The sequence below is a fragment of the Mycobacterium sp. SMC-4 genome (genome assembly GCF_025263265.1).
GTDB lineage: Bacteria > Actinomycetota > Actinomycetes > Mycobacteriales > Mycobacteriaceae > Mycobacterium.
Map to the genome: position 1 here is coordinate 3,306,299 of NZ_CP079869.1, position 20,962 is coordinate 3,327,260.

The 20,962-nt window shown below is 67.1% G+C and carries 17 protein-coding genes; 8 read left to right on the top strand and 9 right to left on the bottom strand.

Annotation, left to right across the window (positions count from 1 at the left end; translation table 11 throughout):
* Positions 1–9: 9 nt before the first annotated feature.
* Genes sucB through KXD98_RS15760 form a run of 5 tightly spaced genes read left to right on the top strand, consistent with a single transcriptional unit; the run spans position 10 to position 5,191 of the window.
* Positions 10–1,839 carry a 2-oxoglutarate dehydrogenase, E2 component, dihydrolipoamide succinyltransferase gene (sucB, locus tag KXD98_RS15740; RefSeq protein WP_260759308.1) on the top strand — a complete coding sequence of 610 codons (1,830 nt, stop codon included), beginning with the start codon at positions 10–12 and terminating at the stop codon, positions 1,837–1,839.
* Between the two features lie 6 nt (positions 1,840–1,845).
* Positions 1,846–2,763 carry a TIGR01777 family oxidoreductase gene (locus KXD98_RS15745; RefSeq protein ID WP_260759309.1) on the top strand — a complete coding sequence of 306 codons (918 nt, stop codon included), beginning with the start codon at positions 1,846–1,848 and terminating at the stop codon, positions 2,761–2,763.
* Positions 2,764–2,779: 16 nt separating this feature from the next.
* A complete protein-coding gene (gene lipB / locus KXD98_RS15750) occupies positions 2,780–3,475 on the top strand; it encodes a lipoyl(octanoyl) transferase LipB (protein ID WP_260759310.1) in 696 nt (231 codons plus the stop codon).
* Positions 3,472–4,434, top strand: a complete 963-nt coding sequence (gene lipA, locus KXD98_RS15755) for a lipoyl synthase (protein WP_260759311.1) — start codon at positions 3,472–3,474, stop codon at positions 4,432–4,434. Before lipB ends, lipA begins: the two co-directional genes overlap by 4 nt.
* A gap of 4 nt (positions 4,435–4,438) precedes the next feature.
* Positions 4,439–5,191, top strand: coding sequence for a DUF4191 domain-containing protein (locus KXD98_RS15760; RefSeq protein WP_260759312.1), 753 nt, complete (start codon positions 4,439–4,441; stop codon positions 5,189–5,191).
* A gap of 29 nt (positions 5,192–5,220) precedes the next feature.
* On the opposite strand, the gene KXD98_RS15765 is transcribed toward KXD98_RS15760, so the two are convergent.
* Positions 5,221–5,688 (bottom strand): RDD family protein, encoded by a 468-nt coding sequence (locus KXD98_RS15765; protein ID WP_260759313.1) that lies wholly within the window; start codon positions 5,686–5,688, stop codon positions 5,221–5,223.
* Positions 5,689–5,831: 143 nt separating this feature from the next.
* Here KXD98_RS15765 and glnA (KXD98_RS15770) point away from each other — a divergent pair, with 143 nt between their 5' ends.
* Both glnA (KXD98_RS15770) and KXD98_RS15775 read left to right on the top strand, forming a co-directional pair.
* Positions 5,832–7,268, top strand: coding sequence for a type I glutamate--ammonia ligase (gene glnA, locus KXD98_RS15770; RefSeq protein WP_260759314.1), 1,437 nt, complete (start codon positions 5,832–5,834; stop codon positions 7,266–7,268).
* A 262-nt stretch (positions 7,269–7,530) separates the two neighbouring features.
* Positions 7,531–7,974: a DoxX family protein gene (locus tag KXD98_RS15775; RefSeq protein WP_260759315.1), complete on the top strand. Its 444-nt coding sequence runs from the start codon at positions 7,531–7,533 to the stop codon at positions 7,972–7,974.
* Positions 7,975–8,021: 47 nt separating this feature from the next.
* Here KXD98_RS15775 and KXD98_RS15780 read toward each other — a convergent pair whose 3' ends face one another.
* From KXD98_RS15780 to KXD98_RS15810, 7 genes are all read right to left on the bottom strand, one after another.
* The gene (locus KXD98_RS15780) at positions 8,022–9,191 is read right to left on the bottom strand and encodes an IS30 family transposase (RefSeq protein WP_396883212.1); all 1,170 of its coding nucleotides are present in this window, start codon (positions 9,189–9,191) and stop codon (positions 8,022–8,024) included.
* Between the two features lie 320 nt (positions 9,192–9,511).
* A complete protein-coding gene (locus tag KXD98_RS15785; protein WP_260759317.1) occupies positions 9,512–10,141 on the bottom strand; it encodes a PaaI family thioesterase in 630 nt (209 codons plus the stop codon).
* Positions 10,142–10,216: 75 nt separating this feature from the next.
* Positions 10,217–13,195, bottom strand: a complete 2,979-nt coding sequence (locus KXD98_RS15790; RefSeq protein ID WP_260759318.1) for a bifunctional [glutamine synthetase] adenylyltransferase/[glutamine synthetase]-adenylyl-L-tyrosine phosphorylase — start codon at positions 13,193–13,195, stop codon at positions 10,217–10,219.
* Positions 13,196–13,226: 31 nt separating this feature from the next.
* Positions 13,227–14,567 carry a type I glutamate--ammonia ligase gene (glnA, locus tag KXD98_RS15795; protein WP_260759319.1) on the bottom strand — a complete coding sequence of 447 codons (1,341 nt, stop codon included), beginning with the start codon at positions 14,565–14,567 and terminating at the stop codon, positions 13,227–13,229.
* A gap of 45 nt (positions 14,568–14,612) precedes the next feature.
* Positions 14,613–16,103: an alpha/beta hydrolase gene (locus tag KXD98_RS15800; protein WP_260759320.1), complete on the bottom strand. Its 1,491-nt coding sequence runs from the start codon at positions 16,101–16,103 to the stop codon at positions 14,613–14,615.
* 79 nt (positions 16,104–16,182) lie between these two features.
* Complete coding sequence (locus tag KXD98_RS15805; protein WP_260759321.1) at positions 16,183–17,721, bottom strand: alpha/beta hydrolase; 1,539 nt, start codon at positions 17,719–17,721, stop codon at positions 16,183–16,185.
* Between the two features lie 63 nt (positions 17,722–17,784).
* Entirely contained in the window at positions 17,785–19,179 is a 1,395-nt protein-coding gene (locus KXD98_RS15810; protein ID WP_260759322.1) for a wax ester/triacylglycerol synthase family O-acyltransferase, read from the bottom strand.
* Between the two features lie 160 nt (positions 19,180–19,339).
* On the opposite strand from KXD98_RS15810, the gene panB reads away from it, so the two are divergent.
* Positions 19,340–20,179 (top strand): 3-methyl-2-oxobutanoate hydroxymethyltransferase, encoded by an 840-nt coding sequence (gene panB, locus KXD98_RS15815; RefSeq protein WP_260759323.1) that lies wholly within the window; start codon positions 19,340–19,342, stop codon positions 20,177–20,179.
* A 3-nt stretch (positions 20,180–20,182) separates the two neighbouring features.
* Here the strand turns inward: panB and KXD98_RS15820 are convergent, their stop codons facing one another.
* Positions 20,183–20,962, bottom strand: a complete 780-nt coding sequence (locus KXD98_RS15820) for an enoyl-CoA hydratase/isomerase family protein (RefSeq protein WP_260759324.1) — start codon at positions 20,960–20,962, stop codon at positions 20,183–20,185.

A 20,962-nucleotide genomic window follows, 5' to 3' on the forward strand; every position in this document is an offset into this window, starting at 1 on the left:
CCACACCATATGGCCATCTCCGTTCAGATGCCCGCACTCGGCGAGAGCGTGACCGAGGGGACTGTGACCCGCTGGCTCAAGCAGGAGGGAGACACAGTCGAGGAGGACGAGCCATTACTGGAAGTGTCGACCGACAAGGTCGACACCGAGATCCCCTCCCCCGCCGGCGGGGTGTTGAAGAAGATCATCGCCCAGGAGGACGACACGGTCGAGGTCGGTGGCGAGCTGGCGGTGATCGGCGACGCCGATGACGACGACGGTGACAGCGGTGCCGACGACGGTGACAGCGACCCCCAGGACGACAGTGCCGAGGACGACTCCGCGGCCGACGAGTCCGATGAGTCCGACGACGAGCCAGACCCTGAGCCCGCCGACGAGTCCGATGACGAACCCGAACCCGAGCCGAAGAAGTCGTCCGGCGGATCCGGTGGGGGCTCCTCGACCCCGGTGCTGATGCCCGAACTCGGCGAGTCCGTCACCGAGGGCACGGTCACGCGCTGGCTCAAGAGCGTCGGAGACACCGTGGAGGTCGACGAGCCGCTGGTCGAGGTATCCACCGACAAGGTCGACACCGAGATCCCGTCTCCGGTGGCCGGAACGCTGCTGTCCATCACCGCCGAAGAGGACGACACCGTTGAGGTCGGTGGCGAGCTGGCCAAGATCGGCGAGTCCGACGGTGAGTCGGGCGACAGTGAACCCGAGCCGGAGCCCGAGCCCGAGCCGGAGCCGGAGCCGGAGCCGGAGCCGACCAAAGAAACCAAGGAGGCCAAGCCCCAGGCCAAGCCGTCCGAGGAGGCCGAGCCGGAACCTAAGTCGCAGCCCAAACCCGAACCGACATCGGAGTCCACGCCGCAACCGAAGTCCACGTCCGACGAGTCGTCGGGCGACTCCGGACCCTATGTCACCCCGCTGGTGCGCAAACTGGCATCCGAGCACGGGGTGGATCTGGGCACCGTGAAGGGCACCGGTGTCGGCGGCCGTATCCGCAAGCAGGATGTCCTTGCCGCGGCCAGCGCCAAGGAAAAGGCCGACAAGGCCCCCGCCGACAAGCCGGCCGCCGAGGCGCCGGCCAAGGCGGCCAGCACCGCGCCGGCACCGCAGGGTGCGCTGGCCCATCTGCGTGGCACCACGCAGAAAGCCAACCGCATTCGCCAGATCACGGCGAAGAAGACGCGCGAATCCCTACAGACCACAGCGCAATTGACGCAGACCCACGAAGTCGACATGACAAAGATCGTGGCGTTGCGCGCCAAGGCCAAGTCGCAGTTCGCCGAACGCGAAGGCGTCAACTTGACCTATCTGCCGTTCATCGCCCGCGCGGTGATCGACGCGTTGAAGATCCACCCCAACGTCAACGCCAGCTACAACGAGGACAGCAAGGAGATCACCTACTACGACGCCGAGCACCTCGGCATCGCGGTCGACACCGACCAGGGACTGCTGTCACCGGTGATCCACAACGCGGGAGATCTGTCGCTGGGCGGCTTGGCGCGCGCCATCGCCGACATCGCGGGGCGAGCGCGCTCAGGCAACCTCAAGCCCGACGAGTTGGCCGGCGGCACGTTCACGATCACCAACATCGGTAGCCAGGGCGCCTTGTTCGACACTCCGATCCTGGTGCCACCGCAGGCGGCCATGCTGGGCACCGGAGCGATCGTCAAGCGTCCGCGGGTGATCATCGACGAGTTCGGCAACGAGTCGATCGGTATCCGTTCGGTGAGCTACCTTCCGCTGACCTACGACCACCGCCTGATCGACGGAGCCGACGCGGGACGCTTTCTGACCACCATCAAGCGACGGCTCGAAGAAGGCGCATTCGAGGCCGACCTGGGGGTGTAGGCCGGCGTGTCGAAGCCATCAGATTCGGTCGTCGCGGTCGCGGGATCGTCAGGTCTGATCGGAACGGCGTTGGTGTACGCGCTGCGCGCGACCGACCGTCGCGTGCTGCGGCTGGTCCGGCGGGCTCCGACCAATGCCGATGAGGTGTTCTGGAATCCCGACACCGGTCAGTTCGACCCCGAAGCGCTGCGCGGTGTGACCGCAGTGGTCAACCTGTGCGGCGTCAACGTCGGCGAGAAGCGCTGGTCGGGAGCGTTCAAGCAGAGCCTGCGGGACAGCCGCATCGGCCCCACCGAGGTGTTGTCGCGCGCCGTGGTGGAGGCCGGGGTCCCGTTGCTGATCAACTCCAGCGCGGTCGGGTTCTACGGTGACACCGGCGCGACCCCGGTCGATGAGACCGCAGCGCCCGGGCACGGCTTCCTGGCCCGACTGACCGTCGACTGGGAAGCGGCCACGGCCATCGCCGCCGACAACGGCGTGCGGGTGGTGCTGACCCGCACCGGTCTGGTGATGGCGCAGTCCGGCGGCATGCTGGGTCGGATCAAGCCGTTGTTCTCGCTGGGTTTGGGCGCCCGGCTGGGCAATGGCCGCCAATACATGTCGTGGATCAGCCTGGAAGATCAGGTACGCGCCCTGCTGTTCGCGATCAGCAACGAGGAACTGTCCGGCCCGGTGAACTTCACCGGGCCGGCGCCGGTCACCAACGCCGAATTCACCACGGCGCTCGGGCGCACGCTGAAGCGGCCGACCCCGCTGGCGGTACCGGGCTTCGCCCTGCGCGCCGTGCTCGGCGAGTTCGCCGACGAAGGCGTGCTGGGGGGCCAGCGGGTGATTCCCGCAGCGCTGGAGCAGGCCGGATACTCGTTCCAGCACAACACCATCGGCGAAGCTCTGGCCTTCGCGACCGCACCCGGCCGGGACTGAGAGTAGCGTCGCGTCCATGACCTCGTCAGTGCGCTCGCACGGGTCAGCGGTGCAGGTACGCCGCCTCGGCACCGTGGACTACCTGCAGGCGTGGGATCTGCAACGTGAGCTGGCCGCCGAGCGTGTTGCGGGCGGCCCGGACACCCTGCTGCTGCTCGAACATCCCCCGGTCTACACCGCGGGGCGGCGCACACTGCCCGAAGAGCGGCCGGTCGACGACACACCTGTGGTGGAGACCGACCGAGGCGGCAAGATCACCTGGCACGGCCCAGGTCAGTTGGTCGGGTATCCCATCATCGGACTGGCCGAACCGATGGACGTGGTGGACTTCGTGCGCCGGCTGGAAGAGGCGTTGATCACGGTGTGTGCGCAGTGGGGCGTGCCGGCCGGCCGGGTCGACGGACGGTCCGGGGTCTGGGTGGCCGGCTCCTCGGCGCGGCCACGCAAGATTGCCGCGATCGGGATCCGGGTGGCGCGGGCGACAACCCTGCACGGATTCGCACTCAACTGCGACTGTGACCTGTCGGCGTACGGTTCGATCGTGCCGTGCGGCATCGCCGATGCCGGGGTGACATCGCTGAGCGCCGAACTGGGCCGCCGCGTCACCGTCGCCGAGGTCACCGACCGAGTGGCCGAGACGGTGCTCGATGCGCTCGACGGTCGCATCGCCACCAGCGTCGCCGTTACCGCAGGCGTAGACTCGGCCCAGTGACTATCGCTCCCGACGGCCGCAAGCTGCTGCGTCTGGAAGTGCGCAACGCCCAGACCCCGATCGAGCGCAAGCCGCCGTGGATCAAGACGCGAGCCAAGATGGGCCCGGAGTATCGGGAGCTCAAGGGCCTGGTGCGGCGTGAGGGTCTGCATACCGTCTGTGAGGAAGCCGGCTGCCCCAACATCTTCGAGTGCTGGGAAGACCGCGAGGCGACGTTCCTGATCGGCGGCGAGCAGTGCACCCGCCGGTGTGACTTCTGCCAGATCGACACCGGCAAGCCCGCCGCGCTCGATCGCGACGAGCCGCGACGGGTCGCCGAGAGCGTGCAGGCGATGGGTCTGCGCTACTCCACCGTCACCGGTGTGGCGCGCGACGACCTGCCCGATGGTGGCGCCTGGCTCTATGCCGAGACGGTCCGCCAGATCAAGGCACTCAACCCCAACACCGGTGTCGAGTTGTTGATCCCGGATTTCAACGCCGAGCCGGCACAGCTGGCAGAGGTTTTTGCGTCGCGCCCGGAAGTCTTGGCACACAACGTCGAAACCGTTCCGCGCATCTTCAAGCGGATTCGCCCCGGGTTCCGCTACGACCGCAGCCTGTCGGTTCTGACGATGGCCCGCGAGCACGGGCTGGTCACCAAGAGCAACCTGATCCTGGGTATGGGTGAGACACCCGAGGAAGTCCGGTCGGCATTGCGGGACCTGCATCAGGCCGGCTGCGACATCGTGACCATCACCCAGTACCTTCGGCCCTCTCCGCGCCACCATCCGGTGGAGCGCTGGGTGCATCCGGACGAGTTCGTCGAGCATCAGGATTTCGCCACCGAACTCGGCTTCTCCGGAGTACTGGCCGGACCGCTGGTCCGCTCCTCCTACCGGGCGGGCAAGTTGTACGCACAGACGGTGGCATCCCGACCCACGGGAGCCCCGGCGAGCGCGGCATCGCACTCCGTATCCTGAAGCAATGGCGAAAAGGCGTAACCCGGCCGAGGCCAAGGCTGCCAAGGCCGAGGCGAAGGCAGCCCGTAAGGCGGCGGCCAAGCAGCGGCGCGGTCAGTTGTGGCAGGCATTCAAGATCCAGCGCAAAGAGGACAAACGCCTCCTGCCCTACATGATCGCCGCGTTCGTGGTGATCGTGGGCGCATCGGTGGCCGCCGGCATATACGCGGGCGGGTTCACGATGTACATGATGATCCCGCTCGGGGTAGTCCTGGGCGCGCTGGTGGCTTTCATCATCTTCGGCCGCCGCGCGCAGAAGTCGGTGTACCGCAAGGCCGAAGGGCAGACCGGTGCGGCTGCCTGGGCGCTGGACAACCTGCGCGGCAAATGGCGTGTCACCCCGGCTGTCGCCGCGACCGGGCACTTCGATGCCGTGCACCGGGTCATCGGACGCCCGGGAGTCATCTTCGTCGCCGAAGGATCACCGAACCGTCTGAAGCCGCTGCTGGCCCAGGAGAAGAAACGCACCGCGCGTCTGGTCGGCGACGCTCCGATCTACAGCATCATCATCGGCAACGGTGAGGGCGAGGTTCCGCTGTCCAAGCTGGAACGGCACTTGAACAAGCTACCGGCCAACATCACGGTCAAACAGATGGACTCCCTGGAGTCCCGGCTGGCCGCACTCGGCACCAAGGTCGGTCCCGCGGCGATGCCGAAGGGCCCGATGCCGACCAACGCGAAGATGCGCGGCGTGCAGCGCACCGTCCGTCGGCGCTGAACGCCTCGCATCGCCTCCGGACCCGCGTGTTACCGGCGAACGACCGCGGTCTTGGTCGCGAGGTCGTGCAGGCCGCGCAGGTCGGAGTCGGTGAACAACGCCGGGATCACCAGCGTGATCAGCAATTGACGCGCCAGCGCGCGCCCGGATCCGACGTGCTCGCGGTGATCGACCGACCTCACCTGCAACCCGAGCGCGAACTGGCCGGGGGTGAAGCCGAAAAGTCGGACCGACAGCACGCCGAGCACGAACCAGACGATGAGCTGCGTGGTCTGCAGGTTCGCGAAGCTGATCCACCCGAATGCCATCGCCAAGGCGGCCAGCCCGAGAGCGACCACCCAGTCGACGGCAAGGGCGGCGATGCGACGACCGAACCGGGCTATGGACCCGGCGCCGTCGGCGGGCAGTCCGAGCCGTTCGCCCGGATACTCGCTCGGCGCGGGAGTATCCGGCCCAGAAAGCCAGGATCGAAAACCGGAACCGGAACTGGGGGGCATGCAGCCAGGATAGGTGCCTGTGGAAGCGCCCCGACCCGGGACGTCACCGCACGCGTAACGTCTACGCAACATGCGCTTGACTGCCGTGCAACATCGTGTCCATACCGTCACCGGCGGGCTACCGAAAAAAGGAGAGCAATCTAGTGGCAGAACAGACGGCCGACGACATCATGAAGCTGATCAAGGACGGGAATGTCGAATACGTCGACATTCGCTTCTGCGATCTGCCCGGCGTCGTCCAGCACTTTTCGATCCCGGCGACGGCTTTCGACGAGAGCGTATTCGAGGACGGGCTCGCCTTCGACGGCTCCTCGGTGCGCGGCTTCCAGTCCATCCACGAGTCGGACATGATGCTGCTGCCGGATCCGGCGACTGCACGCATCGATCCGTTCCGGGCGGCCAAAACGCTCAACATGAACTTCTTCGTCCACGACCCGTTCACCCGTGAGGCGTACTCCCGCGACCCGCGCAACGTCGCCCGCAAGGCCGAGAACTACCTGGCCAGCACCGGTATCGCCGACACCTGCTACTTCGGCGCCGAAGCCGAGTTCTACATCTTCGACTCGGTGAGCTTCGATTCACGGATCAACGGCACCTTCTACGAGGTCGACTCGGAGTCGGGCTGGTGGAACACCGGTGAGCCGCTGGAAGCCGACGGCAGCCCCAACCGCGGCTACAAGGTGCGCCCCAAGGGCGGCTACTTCCCCGTCGCACCGTATGACCACTACGTCGACCTTCGCGACGAGATGTCGACCAACCTGATCAACGCCGGCTTCACGCTCGAGCGCGGCCACCACGAGGTCGGTACCGCCGGGCAGGCCGAGATCAACTACAAGTTCAACACGCTGCTGCACGCGGCCGACGATGTGCTGCTGTTCAAGTACATCATCAAGAACACCGCGTGGCAGAACGGCAAGACGGTCACGTTCATGCCCAAGCCGCTGTTCGGTGACAACGGATCGGGTATGCACGCCCACCAGTCGCTGTGGAAGGACGGCAAGCCGCTGTTCCACGACGAGTCGGGTTACGCCGGCCTGTCGGATCTGGCCCGCCATTACATCGGCGGCATCCTGCACCACGCGCCGTCGCTGCTGGCCTTCACCAATCCGACGGTGAACTCCTACAAGCGGCTGGTGCCCGGCTACGAGGCGCCGATCAACCTGGTCTACAGCCAGCGCAACCGTTCGGCGTGCGTGCGTATCCCGATCACCGGCAACAACCCGAAGGCCAAGCGCCTCGAGTTCCGTTGTCCCGACAGCTCGGGCAACCCGTACCTGGCCTTCGCGGCCATGCTGATGGCCGGCATCGACGGCATCAAGAAGAAGATCGAGCCGCTGGCCCCGGTGGACAAGGACCTCTACGAGCTGCCGCCCGAGGAGGCCGCCAACATCCCACAGGCCCCGACGTCGCTGGCGTCGGTGATCGACAAACTCGAAGAGGACCACGAGTACCTCACCGAGGGCGGTGTGTTCACCGAGGACCTGATCGAGACCTGGATCACCTACAAGCGGGAGAACGAGATCATGCCGATCCAGATCCGTCCTCATCCGTACGAGTTCTCGCTGTACTACGACGTTTAGTCGGCTCGCCGACGCGACGTTTAGTCGGCTCGCCGACGCGACGTTTAGTCGGCTCGCCGACGCGACGTTTAGTCGGCTCGCCGACGCGACCCTTTCTGCGCGAGCAGACGCTGAGGCCCCCAGAATCCCCTGATTCTGGGGGCTTTCGCGTCTGATCGGCAGGCTTCGGTGTCGCGGCACCGGGTGATCAAAGTGCCGGGGTGTTACCCACCTTTACCGAATTCGACATTTCGACTCTGCTCACGCTGGGTAACGTCGGCCTATGGTTCAAAGAATCGACGCGCGCCTGAGCGCCTTCTCGTCGCCGATGTTGAGCATCTTCCGCATCATGTTCGGCGTCCTGTTCGCCCTGCACGGCACCATGAAGTTGTTCGGCTGGCCACTCGGCGAAGCGGCCCCGGTAGGCGCCTGGCCGATGTGGTGGGCCGGGGTGATCGAGCTGGTCACCGGAGTCCTGATCACCATCGGGTTCTTCACCCGGATTGCCGCGATCATCGCCGCCGGCATGATGGCCGTCGCCTACTTCTGGCAGCACTGGGGCATCCTCGGCGGAGAACTCGGCAGTTTCTGGCCGTTCGCCAACGGCGGTAATGGCGGCGAACTCGCCATCCTGTTCTGCTTCGGCTTCCTGCTGCTGGCGACCACGGGGGCCGGCGCATGGTCGGTTGATCAGCGGGGACGCGCGTCGGCGATCACCAGCCGCTGACCGTCACTCGCCGGTTGTGCGCCCAGGGCGCAAATGCGGCGCCGGATTCAAGCGGTGGCTGCAACAAATGTGGACGGGTCTGAGAGTAGACGGTCGAGTTCTTCTGCGGGCGTGCGCCAGCCGTGGCGTTTGCGGGGACGGGAGTTGAGCTCGGCGGCGACTTGGTCGAGCCAGCCTGGACCGTAGAACGACAGGTCAGTGCTTTTGGGGAAGTATTGGCGTAGGAGGCCGTTGGTGTTTTCGTTGGTGCCGCGCTGCCAGGGGCTGTGGGGGTCGCAGAAGTAGATGGGCAGGCCGGTGGCCTGGGTGATCTGGGTGTGTAGGGCCATTTCCTTGCCCTGGTCCCAGGTCAACGAGCGGCGCAGGATCTCCGGGATCTCGGGGATTTTGGCACTCATCGCCTCGGCCAGGGTGGCTGCGGTGCGATCACCGGGCAGGTGCAGCAGCATGACAAACCCGGTGGTCCGTTCGACCATGGTGCCGATCGCTGAGGCTGAGGCGGTGCTACCCAGGATGAGGTCCCCTTCCCAGTGCCCGGGGATTGCGCGGTCATCAGCCTCGGCGGGACGCTCGCTGATATTGATCATGTCTTTGATTTGGCCGCGGCTCTCGTTGGTTTTGCGGCCCTGAGGTTTTCGGTGAGTTCGACCGGACCGAAGTGCCTGCTTGATCAGGCGTGCCAGTTCCCCACGGGGTTGAACATAGAGGGCTTGATAGATCGTCTCGTGGGACACCCACATCTCCGGATCGTCGGGGAAATCAAGGCGCAACCGGCCCGCAATCTGTTCTGGGCTGTCGCGCCGCTTCAAGCGTGTCACGACCTCGTCCAACAGCACAGAAGCAGTCTCGAGCTTGCGCTTCTTGGGCCGCTTAGTGTTAATGGCAGCGACGTCATGGCCCACGCCAGCCCGGTACCCGCTGGGGGTGGCTCCACGGGCACATTCGCGGTAGATCGTCGACCGGTCCCGGCCCAACGCGTCAGCGGCTTGAGCTACCGTCGCCCCGGCGGCCAGCAGCCGCTCCAGGCGCCACCGCTGGTCAAACGTCAGCCGGCCGCGCCGACGTAGGCTATCGAGGTCTCGGGCGGCATCGGCGTCGTCGTTGGCAGCGACAGGGGTCAGGGGCACATAACCAGCCTGAGCGACCCAGCGTCGTGCCTGATTCTCCGACACGCCCGCAGCCACCGCCGCGGCCACGACGGTGGCCCCGTCATGCATCGCCGCCCAAAACGCCGCTCGCACCGCGGGCGAGTACCGAGTGCCACAGTGCCGCGGATCGGGCTTGTAACCAGCCTCCCTCGCCCACCTACGGCCGGTCGCACCACAAACGCCAGCCACTGTTGCCGCTGCCGTCGGCGCCAATCCCGACCTCAACGCCACATCGAAGCTCTCACGCACCGAGTCCGGAACGCCTTTGCCACCGAGATGACTCCACCCCATCGAACAACACCCCTCAACAATCAGGTGTTGCAACGACCGATTGAGTCTGAGGGCCTGATCTTCGCCCTGCGTGCACACTCGACGGCGAAATCAGCGACTCAAACGGCGTCGCGCGCCCAAGCCGGCTTGATGAACACCCCTTCGGCCTCAACCGTCGCGCCCTCGGCGTCGATCAGGTAGCCCCGGGCGAACGTCTTCACACCTTCGGAACGTTCGACGAACGCCTCGGCGCGCAGCGGCCCCAGTGGGGTGCCACGCAGATACCGAAGGCTGATGGTGCCGGTGAACTTGGGCTGCAGCAGACCTTCACTGGCGACCTCGCCGAGAATATGGTCGAGCACCAGCGCGCAGATCCCGCCGTGCACCCACCCTGGTGGACCCTCGTAGGCCGGCCCCAGCGTGAACTCGCTCCAACAGCTGCCGTCGGGCTCGTGCTCGATGATCATCGGCGGTGCGATCGCATTGCGCAGCCCGACAGCGGGATTGGCCCACGCCACCGGGCGGCCGGTGTCGGCATGCCGCAACGTCGAGCGCCCGTCGCGCTGACGACGCTGCAACAGAGCCGTCGCCTGCTGCAGATGCGTCAACGCCTCCTGCACGGTCTGGTCATCGACCTCGGTGTGGATACCCACGTCGATCAGTGTGCGCAGCGCATCAGTCAACGGCTCGTAGGAACTACGCAACCGCTCGTAATCCGCAGCACTGATCACATCGAACGAGAACTCCATTTACCCTCCGGGTCTCATGGTCGGCTCAGCCTCCGTGTCTCATGGTCGGCTCAGCCTCCGTGTCTCATGGTCGGCTCAGCCTCCGAAAACCTTGCGCACCACGGCCTTCGCGCGGCGCGTCACACGCAGATAGTTGTCCAGGAACTCGCCGCCGTCGCCGTCGGTCCAACCGGCGGCCACAGCAACCGCGTTGAGCAGCCGGCCCGGTCCCGGCAGCTGGTCGGTCGGTTTACCCCGGACCAACACCAACGCGTTTCGTGCCTTCGTCGCGGTCAGCCAGGCGTCGCGCAGCAACTCGACGTCGCCCTCGGCGATCAGCTCAGCGGCCCCGATCGCGTTCAACGACTCCAGTGTCGAGGTGTTGTGCAGGGCCGGAATCCGGTGCGCGAACCGCAGTTGCAGCAACTGCACCGTCCACTCGATGTCGGCCAGTCCTCCGCGTCCGAGCTTGGTGTGGGTATTCGGATCCGCACCGCGCGGCAACCGCTCGGCGTCCACGCGGGCCTTGATGCGGCGGATCTCCTGTACCGCCTCGGCCGACACGCCGCCGGCCGGGTACCGGGTCTTGTCCACCATCAACAGGAACCGTTCGCCCAGCGACAGATCGCCGGCCACCCGATGCGCCCGCAGCAGCGCCTGGATCTCCCACGGCTGCGCCCACTGCGCGTAGTACGCCTCATACGAGGCCAGAGTGCGTACCAGTGGCCCGCTTCGGCCTTCCGGGCGCAGATCGGCGTCGACCTCCAACGGCGGGTCGGCACTTGGCGTCCCCAGCCGCGAGCGCACCTGCTCGGCCACCGTGGTCGCCCACTTGACCGCCACCGACTCCTCGACGCCCTCGGCGGGCTCGCAGACGAACATCACGTCGGCATCGGACCCGTATCCGAGTTCACCACCGCCGAGCCGCCCCATCCCGATGACCGAAAGCCGCGCCGGCGGCCCCTGTGCCGGAGTGTTAGCCCGGGTCACCGCATCCAGCGCCGCCTGCAGCACGGCCACCCACACCGAGGTCAGCTGCCGGCAGACGTCGGTGACGTCGAGCATGCCCAGGAGATCGGCCGATGCGATGCGCGCCAGCTCCCGTCGGCGCAGCGACCGCGCGGCCGCAATCGCCCGTAACGGATCCGAATGCCGCGCCGCCGACGCGACCAGCGAGCGCGCCGCGGCCTCGGTGTCGACGTCACACAGCTTCGGACCGTTCGGACCGTCGGCGTACAACTGGATGACCTCGGGGGCGCGCATCAACAGGTCCGGAATGTAGGCCGAGGTGCCGAGCACGTGCATCAAGCGTTTGGCGACGGCGCCTTCGTCTCGCAGCGTCCCGAGGAACCAACGCTGGTCGGCCATCTCGTCGCTGAGCCGTCGGTAGTTCAGCAAGCCCGCATCCGGGTCCGGTGTATCGGACAACCAATCCAGCAGCGTCGGCAGCAGCACCTGCTGAACCCGCCCACGTCGGCTGCCGCCCCCGGTGAGCGCGCGCAGGTGGGTCAGTGCGCTCTGCGGGCCCTCGTAGCCCAGCGCGGCAAGCTGCCGTTCGGCCGCTTGGGTGTTCATCCCCTTGCCAAACCCCAGCTGGTCGAGGCCCACCGACTCCAGCAGCGGCTGATAGAACAGCTTGGCGTGTAACCGGGACACCCGGTGGTTCTGCCTCCGGAGCTCCTCGCGCAGCACTCCCAGCGCGTCGTGTCGGCCGTCCGGCCGCATGTGGGCAGCCCGCGCCAACCACCGCATCGCTTCCACGTCGTCGGCCTCGGGCAGCAGATGGGTGCGCTTGAGCCGCTGCAACTGCAACCGGTGTTCGAGCAACCGCAGAAACTCATACGACGCAGTCATGTTCGCTGCGTCGTCGCGGCCGACGTAACCGCCGTCGCCCAGCGCGGCCAGTGCGTTGACCGTCGAGGCCACGTGCAGCGAGTCGTCGTTGCGACCGTGGACCAATTGCAGTAGCTGCACCGCGAACTCGACGTCGCGCAGTCCACCGGTGCCCAGCTTGAGCTCCCGCGAGCGCACGTCGGGGGCTAACAACTCCTCGACCCGACGGCGCATGGCCTGCACCTCGGAAACGAAATCCTCACGCTCGCAGGCGGTCCAGACCATCGGCATCAGTGCGTCGATGTAGCGGGCACCCAGTTCTGGGTCCCCGGCCGCGGGTCGCGCTTTCATCAGCGCCTGGAACTCCCAGGTCTTGGCCCACCGTTCGTAATAGGCCACGTGCGACTCGAGCGTGCGCACCAACTGTCCGCGCTTGCCTTCCGGGCGCAGCGCAGCATCGACTTCGAAGAATGCATCGGCGCAGAGCCGCATCATCTCGCCGGCGATTCGGGTCGCGGTGGCCAGGCTGCTGTGCGCGCCGTCGTCGGCGACGAAGATGACATCGACGTCGCTGACGTAGTTCAGTTCCTGTGCCCCGCACTTGCCCATCGCGATGACGGCCAACGCCGGTGGCTGGGTGTCCTGGCCACACACCGACCGCGATGCCACCTTCAGGGCTGCGCCCAGCGCGGCATCGGCCAGGTCGGCCAGGTGTTCGCCCACCACGGTGAACGGCAGCACCGGCTCGTTCTCCACCGTGGAGGCCACATCGAGTGCGGCCAGCACCAACAGCCGGTCGCGGTAGAGCGTGCGCAAGGCGGGCGCCGCGGCTGCGCCGTCCTTACCGTTGTCGACCTGCTCGTCGAACATGGCGATCAAGGCGGTGCGGTCGGGCAGACCGACGCGGCCCTCCAGCAGGCGCCACGAGTGCGGGTTGGCGATCAGGTGGTCCCCCAACGCCAACGAGGACCCCAGCACCGCGAACAGACGACCCCGCAGACTGCGGTCGGTCAGCAGTGCCTTGTCGAGTTCAACCCATCCCGCGTCCAGGGCTTCGCGCAGCCGTACCAGCGCCAGTAGCGCGGTGTCGGCGTCGGGCGCGCGCGACAACGACCACAGCAACTCGACGTGGGCATCGGTGTTCCACCCCAACTGGTCGAGATCGGCCTGCGCTTTCTCGTGCACCAGCCCGAGCCGACCGACGCCGGGAAGCTTGGGGCGCTGGGTCGAGGGTCTGGACACGCCTAGGAATTTACGGCAGCGGTCGGCACACCTAGAGAGACAGGTAGTTCTTCAGCTCGAACGGTGTGACGTGGCTGCGGTAGTTCTCCCACTCGGCGCGCTTGTTGCGCAGGAAGAAGTCGAAGACGTGCTCACCGAGCGCCTCGGCCACCAACTCCGAATCTTCCATCTCCGTCAGCGCCACCCCCAGGCTGCCGGGCAGCTCCTTGTAGCCCATGGCGCGGCGCTCTTCGGGGGTCAAGCTCCACACATTGTCTTCGGCCTCAGGCGCGAGCACATAGTTCTTCTCGATGCCGCGCAGCCCGGCGGCCAGCAGCACGGCGAACGTCAGGTACGGGTTGCAGGCCGAATCCGGGCTGCGCACCTCGACCCGTCGCGAGGACACCTTGTGCGGGGTGTACATCGGCACGCGCACCAGCGCCGAGCGGTTCGCCGCACCCCAGGATGCCGCGGTCGGCGCCTCGCCGCCGTGCACCAGCCGCTTGTAGGAGTTCACCCACTGGTTGGTCACGGCGCTGATCTCGTTGGCGTGTTCGAGAATGCCTGCGATGAACGATTTTCCGACCCCCGACAGCTGCAGCGGGTCGTCCGGGCTGTGGAATGCGTTGGATTCACCCTCGAACAGGCTCATGTGGGTGTGCATGGCCGAACCCGGGTGCTCGGCGAACGGCTTGGGCATGAACGACGCGCGCACCCCATCGCCGAGAGCCACTTCCTTGACCACATATCGGAACGTCATCACGTTGTCGGCCATCGATAGCGCGTCGGCGTAACGCAGGTCGATCTCCTGCTGGCCGGGCGCGCCCTCGTGGTGACTGAACTCCACCGAGATGCCCATCTGCTCGAGGGCGTCGATGGCGTGGCGGCGGAAGTTCGGCGCCGAATCGTGCACCGCCTGGTCGAAGTAGCCGCCGTTGTCTGCGGGCACCGGTGGAGTGCCGTCGTCGGGGCCGGGCTTGAGCAGGAAGAACTCGATCTCGGGGTGGACGTAGCAGGTGAAGCCCAGGTCGCTGGCCCGGGCCAGCTGCCGGCGCAGCACGTGCCGTGAGTCCGCCCACGACGGCGAACCGTCGGGCATCGTGATGTCGCAGAACATCCGCGCCGAGTGGTGCTTACCGGAGCCGTCGGCCCACGGCAGTATCTGGAACGTGGACGGATCGGGCCGGGCCACCATGTCGGCTTCCGACACCCGGGCGAAGCCCTCGATGGCAGAGCCGTCGAACCCGATGCCCTCTTCGAAGGCCCCTTCGAGCTCGGCCGGGGCGATCGCGACCGACTTGAGGTATCCCAGCACGTCGGTGAACCACAACCGGACGAAGCGAATGTCGCGCTCCTCCAGCGTTCGCAGCACGAATTCCTTCTGCCGATCCATGAGCGAAGCGTAGGTTCCGCCTGTTAATTCTGTGTTACACCGCTGCTAGCACTGCAATCCGGGTGCCGGTTGCTGCAAGTCCATCAGGAAGTCGACCACCGCGGTGTCGACACAGGCGTCGCCGTTGAAGACCACGGTGTGTTGCGAGCCGTCGAAGGTGATCAGGTTGGCGCCCAGCTGGCGGGCCAGGTCCACCCCGGACTGGTATGGGGTCGCCGGGTCACCGGTGGTGGATACCACCACGACCTTTCCCGGCCCGGGGGAGCTCGCTTCACCCACGATCGGCGTCGGCGGCACCGGCCACAGCGCACACACGTCGCGCGGCGCGTAGCCGGTGAATTCCCCGTACGACAGGAACGGTGCCGCCAGCCGTACCTGACGGTCGAAGTCAGCCCACACCGCGGGATCTTTCGGGAACGTCGCGTCGACGCAGCGGATCGCGGTGAACGCGTCCTGCCTGTTCTTGTACCGCCCGTTGCGGTCACGCTGCTGGTAATCATCGGCCAGCAGCAGCAGGTCTGTCGGGTCGGTGCCACGCTGCAGACCCAACAGCCCGCTGGTCAGATACGTCCAGTACCGCGGCGAGTACAGCGCGCTGGCCGTACCGGTCAGTGCGTCCTGATAACCCAGTCCGCGCGGGTCGGGCGTGGCTGCCGGCCGGTCCACCAGCGGGTCGACGAGCTGGTGGTAGCGATCGACAAAGCTCCCCGGGTCGGTGCCCAGCGGGCAGCCCGTCGACTGCGCGCAGTCGGTGGCGTAGCGGTCGAACGCCTGCTGGAACCCGGCCTGCTGCCGCAGGCTCTTGGCCAGCGGGTCCATCGCCGGGTCGACGGCGCCGTCGAGCACCATGGCCCGGATCCGATCCGGATAGCGTGCTGCGTAGACCGCGCCGAGCTGGGTGCCGTAGGAGAATCCGAGGTAGTTGATCTGCTCGTCGCCGAGCGCGGCGCGCACCACGTCCATGTCCTGCGCCGCTGCCGCGGTTCCGACGTTGGCCAGGAACTCCGCGCCCATCCGGTCCAGACAGGACTCGGCGAACGCGGTCAGCACACGCTCGATCTGCGCCACCCCGGCCGGGCTGTAGTCGGCCATCGGCTGGGCCCGGAACGCGTCGAATTCGGCGTCGGTGCGGCACCGCAGCGCAGGGGTGGAATGCCCGACCCCGCGCGGGTCGATACCGACCAGGTCGAAGCGCTCGAGCAGTTCGGTGTCCGCCAGCGCCGCACCCATGCCGGCGACGGTGTCGACGGCCGACGCCCCGGGTCCGCCCGGGTTGACCACGAGCGCACCGATCCGATCACCCCGGGCCGGGATTCTGATGACAGCGATTTGCGCTTGTGCGCCTTGCGGTTTGGCGTAGTCGACGGGAACGGCCACGGTTGCACACTCGGCGGTGGGCAGACGGGAGACGTCGCCGAGGAACTCAGCGCATGATTGCCACACCGGTTGCGGCGACGCCGACGCTGTCGGACTGAGCACCGCCGCGAAAAGGGCAAGCACCACCAACAACGATCCGGCGCGAAGCATGGCTGCCATGGTTGCATGCCGCGACGCCGCGGGTCTGCCCCTGGGACGCAACGGTGACCCGGCCGTTACCGTGGCACGGTCGCGTCGGTCAGCAGCGGGTGCCGGCCGGCGGCAGTTCCAGGTCCACCAGGTAGCGCGTGGCGATGTCATCGACACACTTGTCACCCTGCAGCGACACGGTGTGCTGGGTGCCTTCGTAGGTCAGCAGCGTGCCGCCGAGCTGGCGGGCCAGATCGACGCCGGCCTGATATGGCGTGGCCGGGTCGTTGGTGGTGGAGATCACCAGGACCGGGGCCAGTCCGTTGACCTTGATCTCTCGCTGGTCGGTGGTGCGCGGGACCGGCCACATCGCGCACGCCGACATCGGGGCGTAGCCGGTGAACTCGCCGTAACTCATGAACGGCGCCGCGTCACGGGTGCGACGGTCCAACTCGACCAGGGTCGCCCGGTCGGTAATCGCCGGCTTGTCGACGCAGTTGACCGCCACCCGCGCGTCGGTTTTGTTGGCGTAGTGGCCTTCCCGGTCGCGGCCCATGTACAGATCGGCCAGTGCCAGCATGGTGTCGCCACGGCCGTCGCGGAGTTCGGTCAGCCCCACGGTGAGATGTCGCCACAGCGTGGGCGAGTACAGCGGCAGGATGGTGCCCACGACCGCGTCGTTGTAACTGAGGCCGCGCGGATCGCTCGTCTGTGCCGGCTCGTCGACCAGAGGCCACACCAGCGAGTGATACTCGTCGACAGCCTTGGCCGGGTCGGTTCCCAGCGGACAGTCGGCGCTCTTGGCGCAGTCGGCGGCATAGTCGTCGAACGCCTGCTGGAACGCCGCTGCCTGCCGGACGTCGGCTTCGAGCGGGTCGGCGTTCGGGTCGATGGCGCCGTCGAGGATCATCGCGCGCACGTTCTGCGGATAGGCCTCGGCGTAGCCGGCGCCGATTCGAGTGCCGTAGGAGTAGCCGACGTAGGTGAGCTTCTCGTCACCGAGCGCGACCCGCATCGCATCGAGATCCTTGACCACACTGGCGGTTCCGACGTTGGCCAGGAATTCCTTGCCCATCTTCTCGACGCAGCGGTCGATGAATTCCTTGGCCTTCTGCTCCATGTGGGCCACCCCATCGGGGGTGTACTCCACCACATTGTCAGCGCGCAGCCGGTCGTTGTCGGCGTCGCTGTTGCACCACACCGCCGGCGCCGACCGTGCCACGCCACGCGGATCAAAGCCGACCAGGTCGAAACGCTCGCGCAGTTCCTCGGGCAGGCTCGCCAGGATGCCCACTGCCGCGTCGACACCGGATTCGCCGGGTCCACCCGGGTTGACCAGAAGCGAGCCGATCTTCTCACCGGTGGCCGGGAAACGGATCATCGCCAGCTGAGCCACGTCACCGTCTGGGTCCTCGGGGTTGTCCCAGTTGACCGGCACCGACAACATGGCGCACTCCGCGCCCAGCGGGATCGGGATCTGGTCGGCCGGCCCGCCGGTCGGCTCGCACAGATCCCACTGCAGCGGCGACCCGGGCGGGGGCACCGCGATCACCGCCGCGCCCTGCACCACGTTGCTGCAGCCGGTGACCAGAGTCACCGCCGCAGCGAGGGCCAGGCCGCTGCGCGCGGCCCCGGTCTTGAGGCTCATGGCTCAACATGCTGCCATGTCGGCGCATCGGCGCTGGCAAGGCGTGTATTACCGGCAGCAGGTCTAGCGTGTCGCATCCACCAGTTCGGCCAGCGCGGGCGCGAAATTGTCGGCCAAGCTCCACAGGTCGGGCAGCAGTTCGGGACACGAGACGATCCCGAGGTCGAGTTTGCCGTTGAGCGACATCACCGTCATGTTCAGACCGCTGCCGTGGAAGATCGGCCCCAGCGGGTACATCGCTTTGACCTCGCAGCCCAACATGTACAACGGCATCTGCGGTCCGGGCACGTTGGAGACCACCAGGTTGTGCACCGGCCGCGCACCGCCGAGCCGGCTGCTGGCGTACACCCGCATCGCGACGCCGAACACCGCGGGCGCTGCGAACTGGCTCCAGTCCTGCAGCAGGGTCGCCCCGATGGCCGAACTATGCTGTTTGGCAACAGAATTGGCGGCCGCTATGGCCGTGAGGCGTTCTGCCGGATCCTCGATGTTGGTCTCCAGCCGGGAAAACATCCCGGACACCTGATTGCGTCCGGGACGGTCGGAGCGCTCGTGCACCGACACCGGGACCATCGCCACCAGCGAGTTGGCCGGCAATTCGCCGCGCTCGGAGAGGAACTTGCGCAGGCCGCCGGACACCACCGCCATCACGACGTCGTTGACCTTGGCCCCGAAGTGGTTCTTGACCGTCTTGACGTCCTCAAGGTCGAGTTGGGCGAAGGCGACATTGCGGTGGCTGGTGACGTTGGCGTTGAACGCGGTCTTGGGTGCGCTGAACGGCGAGGCCATGGTCAGCCCATTGCGCGCCCGTCGGATCGTGTCGACCACCGTCGACACCGTGGCCGGCACCACGTTGGCCAGCCGCAGCGGGCGGGCGGCGAACCGCACCGCCCCGCTCAGCGCGATCTCCAGGCCGCTGGCATCGCCGGGTCCGTCGACCGGTTCCGGCGGCGGGGCGTCGGGCTCGGTGGAACACAGCTTCGACAGCAGATTGGCCCCGGTGACGCCGTCGACGCTGGCGTGGTGCACCTTTGTCATCACCGCGATCCGATCGCCCTGCCGGGCCTGCGGACCGCAGCCGAGATTCTCGATGACCCACATCTCCCACAGCGGCCGCGAGCGGTCCAGCGGTAGTGACGCGATATGGCCGCAGATTTCGGACAGTTCCACTCGCCCACCCGGCGCGGGCAGGCCGATCCGGTGCAGATGCCGGTCGACGTCGAAGTCCTTGTCCTCCACCCACACTGGATGGTCGAGGTTGAAACGGTTGTCCACCAGCTTTTCTCGGAACTCCGGCATCGCCTTGATGCGCTGGGTGAGCCCGTCGCGCAACCGGGCGAAGGTGTATCCCCCGGGCATCGTGGAGGTGTCGAGTTCCAGGATCGAGCACACGTGCAGAGGCTGCGCCGCGGTTTCGAGATAGAGAAAGCTGGCGTCGAGCCCGCTGAGCCGTTGCATGCCGCCGATCGTATTCTGCGCGGGAACAGGTGTGAGCAAATCCACTCAACACGGCTTTCACCCGGCGGCGCCGCGGTGGCAGACTGGTGGACTGTCAGCGAACCCGGGGACCCACAGTGGCCACGAGGATTCGAACGACCGACCCGATGAGGGGACAACGATGTCCGAGCACACCGTCTATGGAGCCGCTTCGACGCCCAAGCCGCGCGTCAAGGTGCGCACCCACCATTTGCACAAGTGGAAAGCAGAGGGCCACAAGTGGGCCATGCTGACCGCCTACGACTACTCCTCGGCCGCGATCTTCGACGACGCGCAGATCCCGGTGTTGCTGGTCGGCGACTCCGCGGCCAACGTCGTCTACGGCTACGACACCACCGTGCCGGTCACCGTCGACGAGCTCATCCCGCTGGTCCGCGGCGTGGTCCGGGGCGCCCCGCACGCACTCGTGGTCGCCGATCTGCCGTTCGGCAGCTATGAGGGTGGCTCGGCCCAGGCGCTGGCCACCGCGACTCGGTTTCTCAAGGAAGCCGGCGCGCACGCGGTGAAGCTCGAAGGCGGTGAACGCGTCGCCGATCAGATCGCGACGCTCAGCGCGGCCGGCATCCCGGTGATGGCGCACATCGGCTTCACCCCGCAGAGCGTCAACGGTCTCGGTGGTTTCCGGGTGCAGGGCCGCGGCGACGCCGCCGAGCAGACCATCCACGACGCGATCGCCGTGCAGGAAGCGGGTGCGTTCGCGGTGGTGATGGAGATGGTGCCCGCCGAACTGGCCACCCAGATCACCGGCAAGCTGACGATCCCGACCGTAGGGATCGGGGCGGGCCCCAACTGCGACGCACAGGTGCTGGTGTGGCAGGACATGGCCGGTCTGACCAACGGCAAGACCGCGAAGTTCGTCAAGCGCTTCGGCGCGGTCGGTGACGAACTGCGCCGCGCGGCCGTGCAGTACGCCGACGAGGTCGCCAGCGGTGCGTTCCCGGCCGAGGAGCACTCCTTTTAGGTTTTAGGCAAACGCCGCGGGCCGCTTGGCCAGGAAAGCGTCGACCCCTTCGCGTCCATCGGCGGACTCGGCGCGCTGCGCGATGAGCCGGGATTCGAGCTCCATCTGCTGTTCGAGGCCGTTGCCGTAGGTGTCCAGCAGCAGCGTCTTGACCCCGCCGTTGGATCCGGCGCAGGTGGCGGCCATCTGCTCGGCGAGTTCGTCGGTGCGCGCGCTGAGCGCGTCGGCGGCGACCACCTCGGTAACCAGGCCCCAGTCGGCGGCGTCCTGCGCGGACAGGGTGCGGTTGGTCAGCATCAGCTGCTTGGTCTTGGCGATGCCGATCAGCCGCGGCAGATAGTACGAGGCGCTGCCGTCGGGGCTCAGCCCGACCCTGGTGTAGGCCATCGTGAAGGACGCCGATTCGGCGGCCAGCACCAGGTCGGCGGTGACCGCCAGCGAGAACCCCGCCCCGGCGGCGGTCCCGTTGACCGCGGTGATCACGACGGCGTCCATCCGGGCGAACGACGAGATCGCCCGGTGCAGGTCATCGGCGACTCCCTTGACGTGGGCGCCGCGACTCTCGGCCGATGCGAAATCCTTCAGATCGCCGCCGGCGCAGAAGAACCGCCCCGCGCCGGTGATCACCACCACCTTGGTGGCCGGGCTGTCGCAGCGGGCCGCCGCCGCAGCCAGTTCCCGAGTCATCGTGGCGTTCATGCCGTTCGCGGCCTCGGGCCGGTTCAGCGTGATCCGGACGATCGCGCCGGTCTTCTCGAAGCTCAGGGTCTGGTAGTCGCTCAC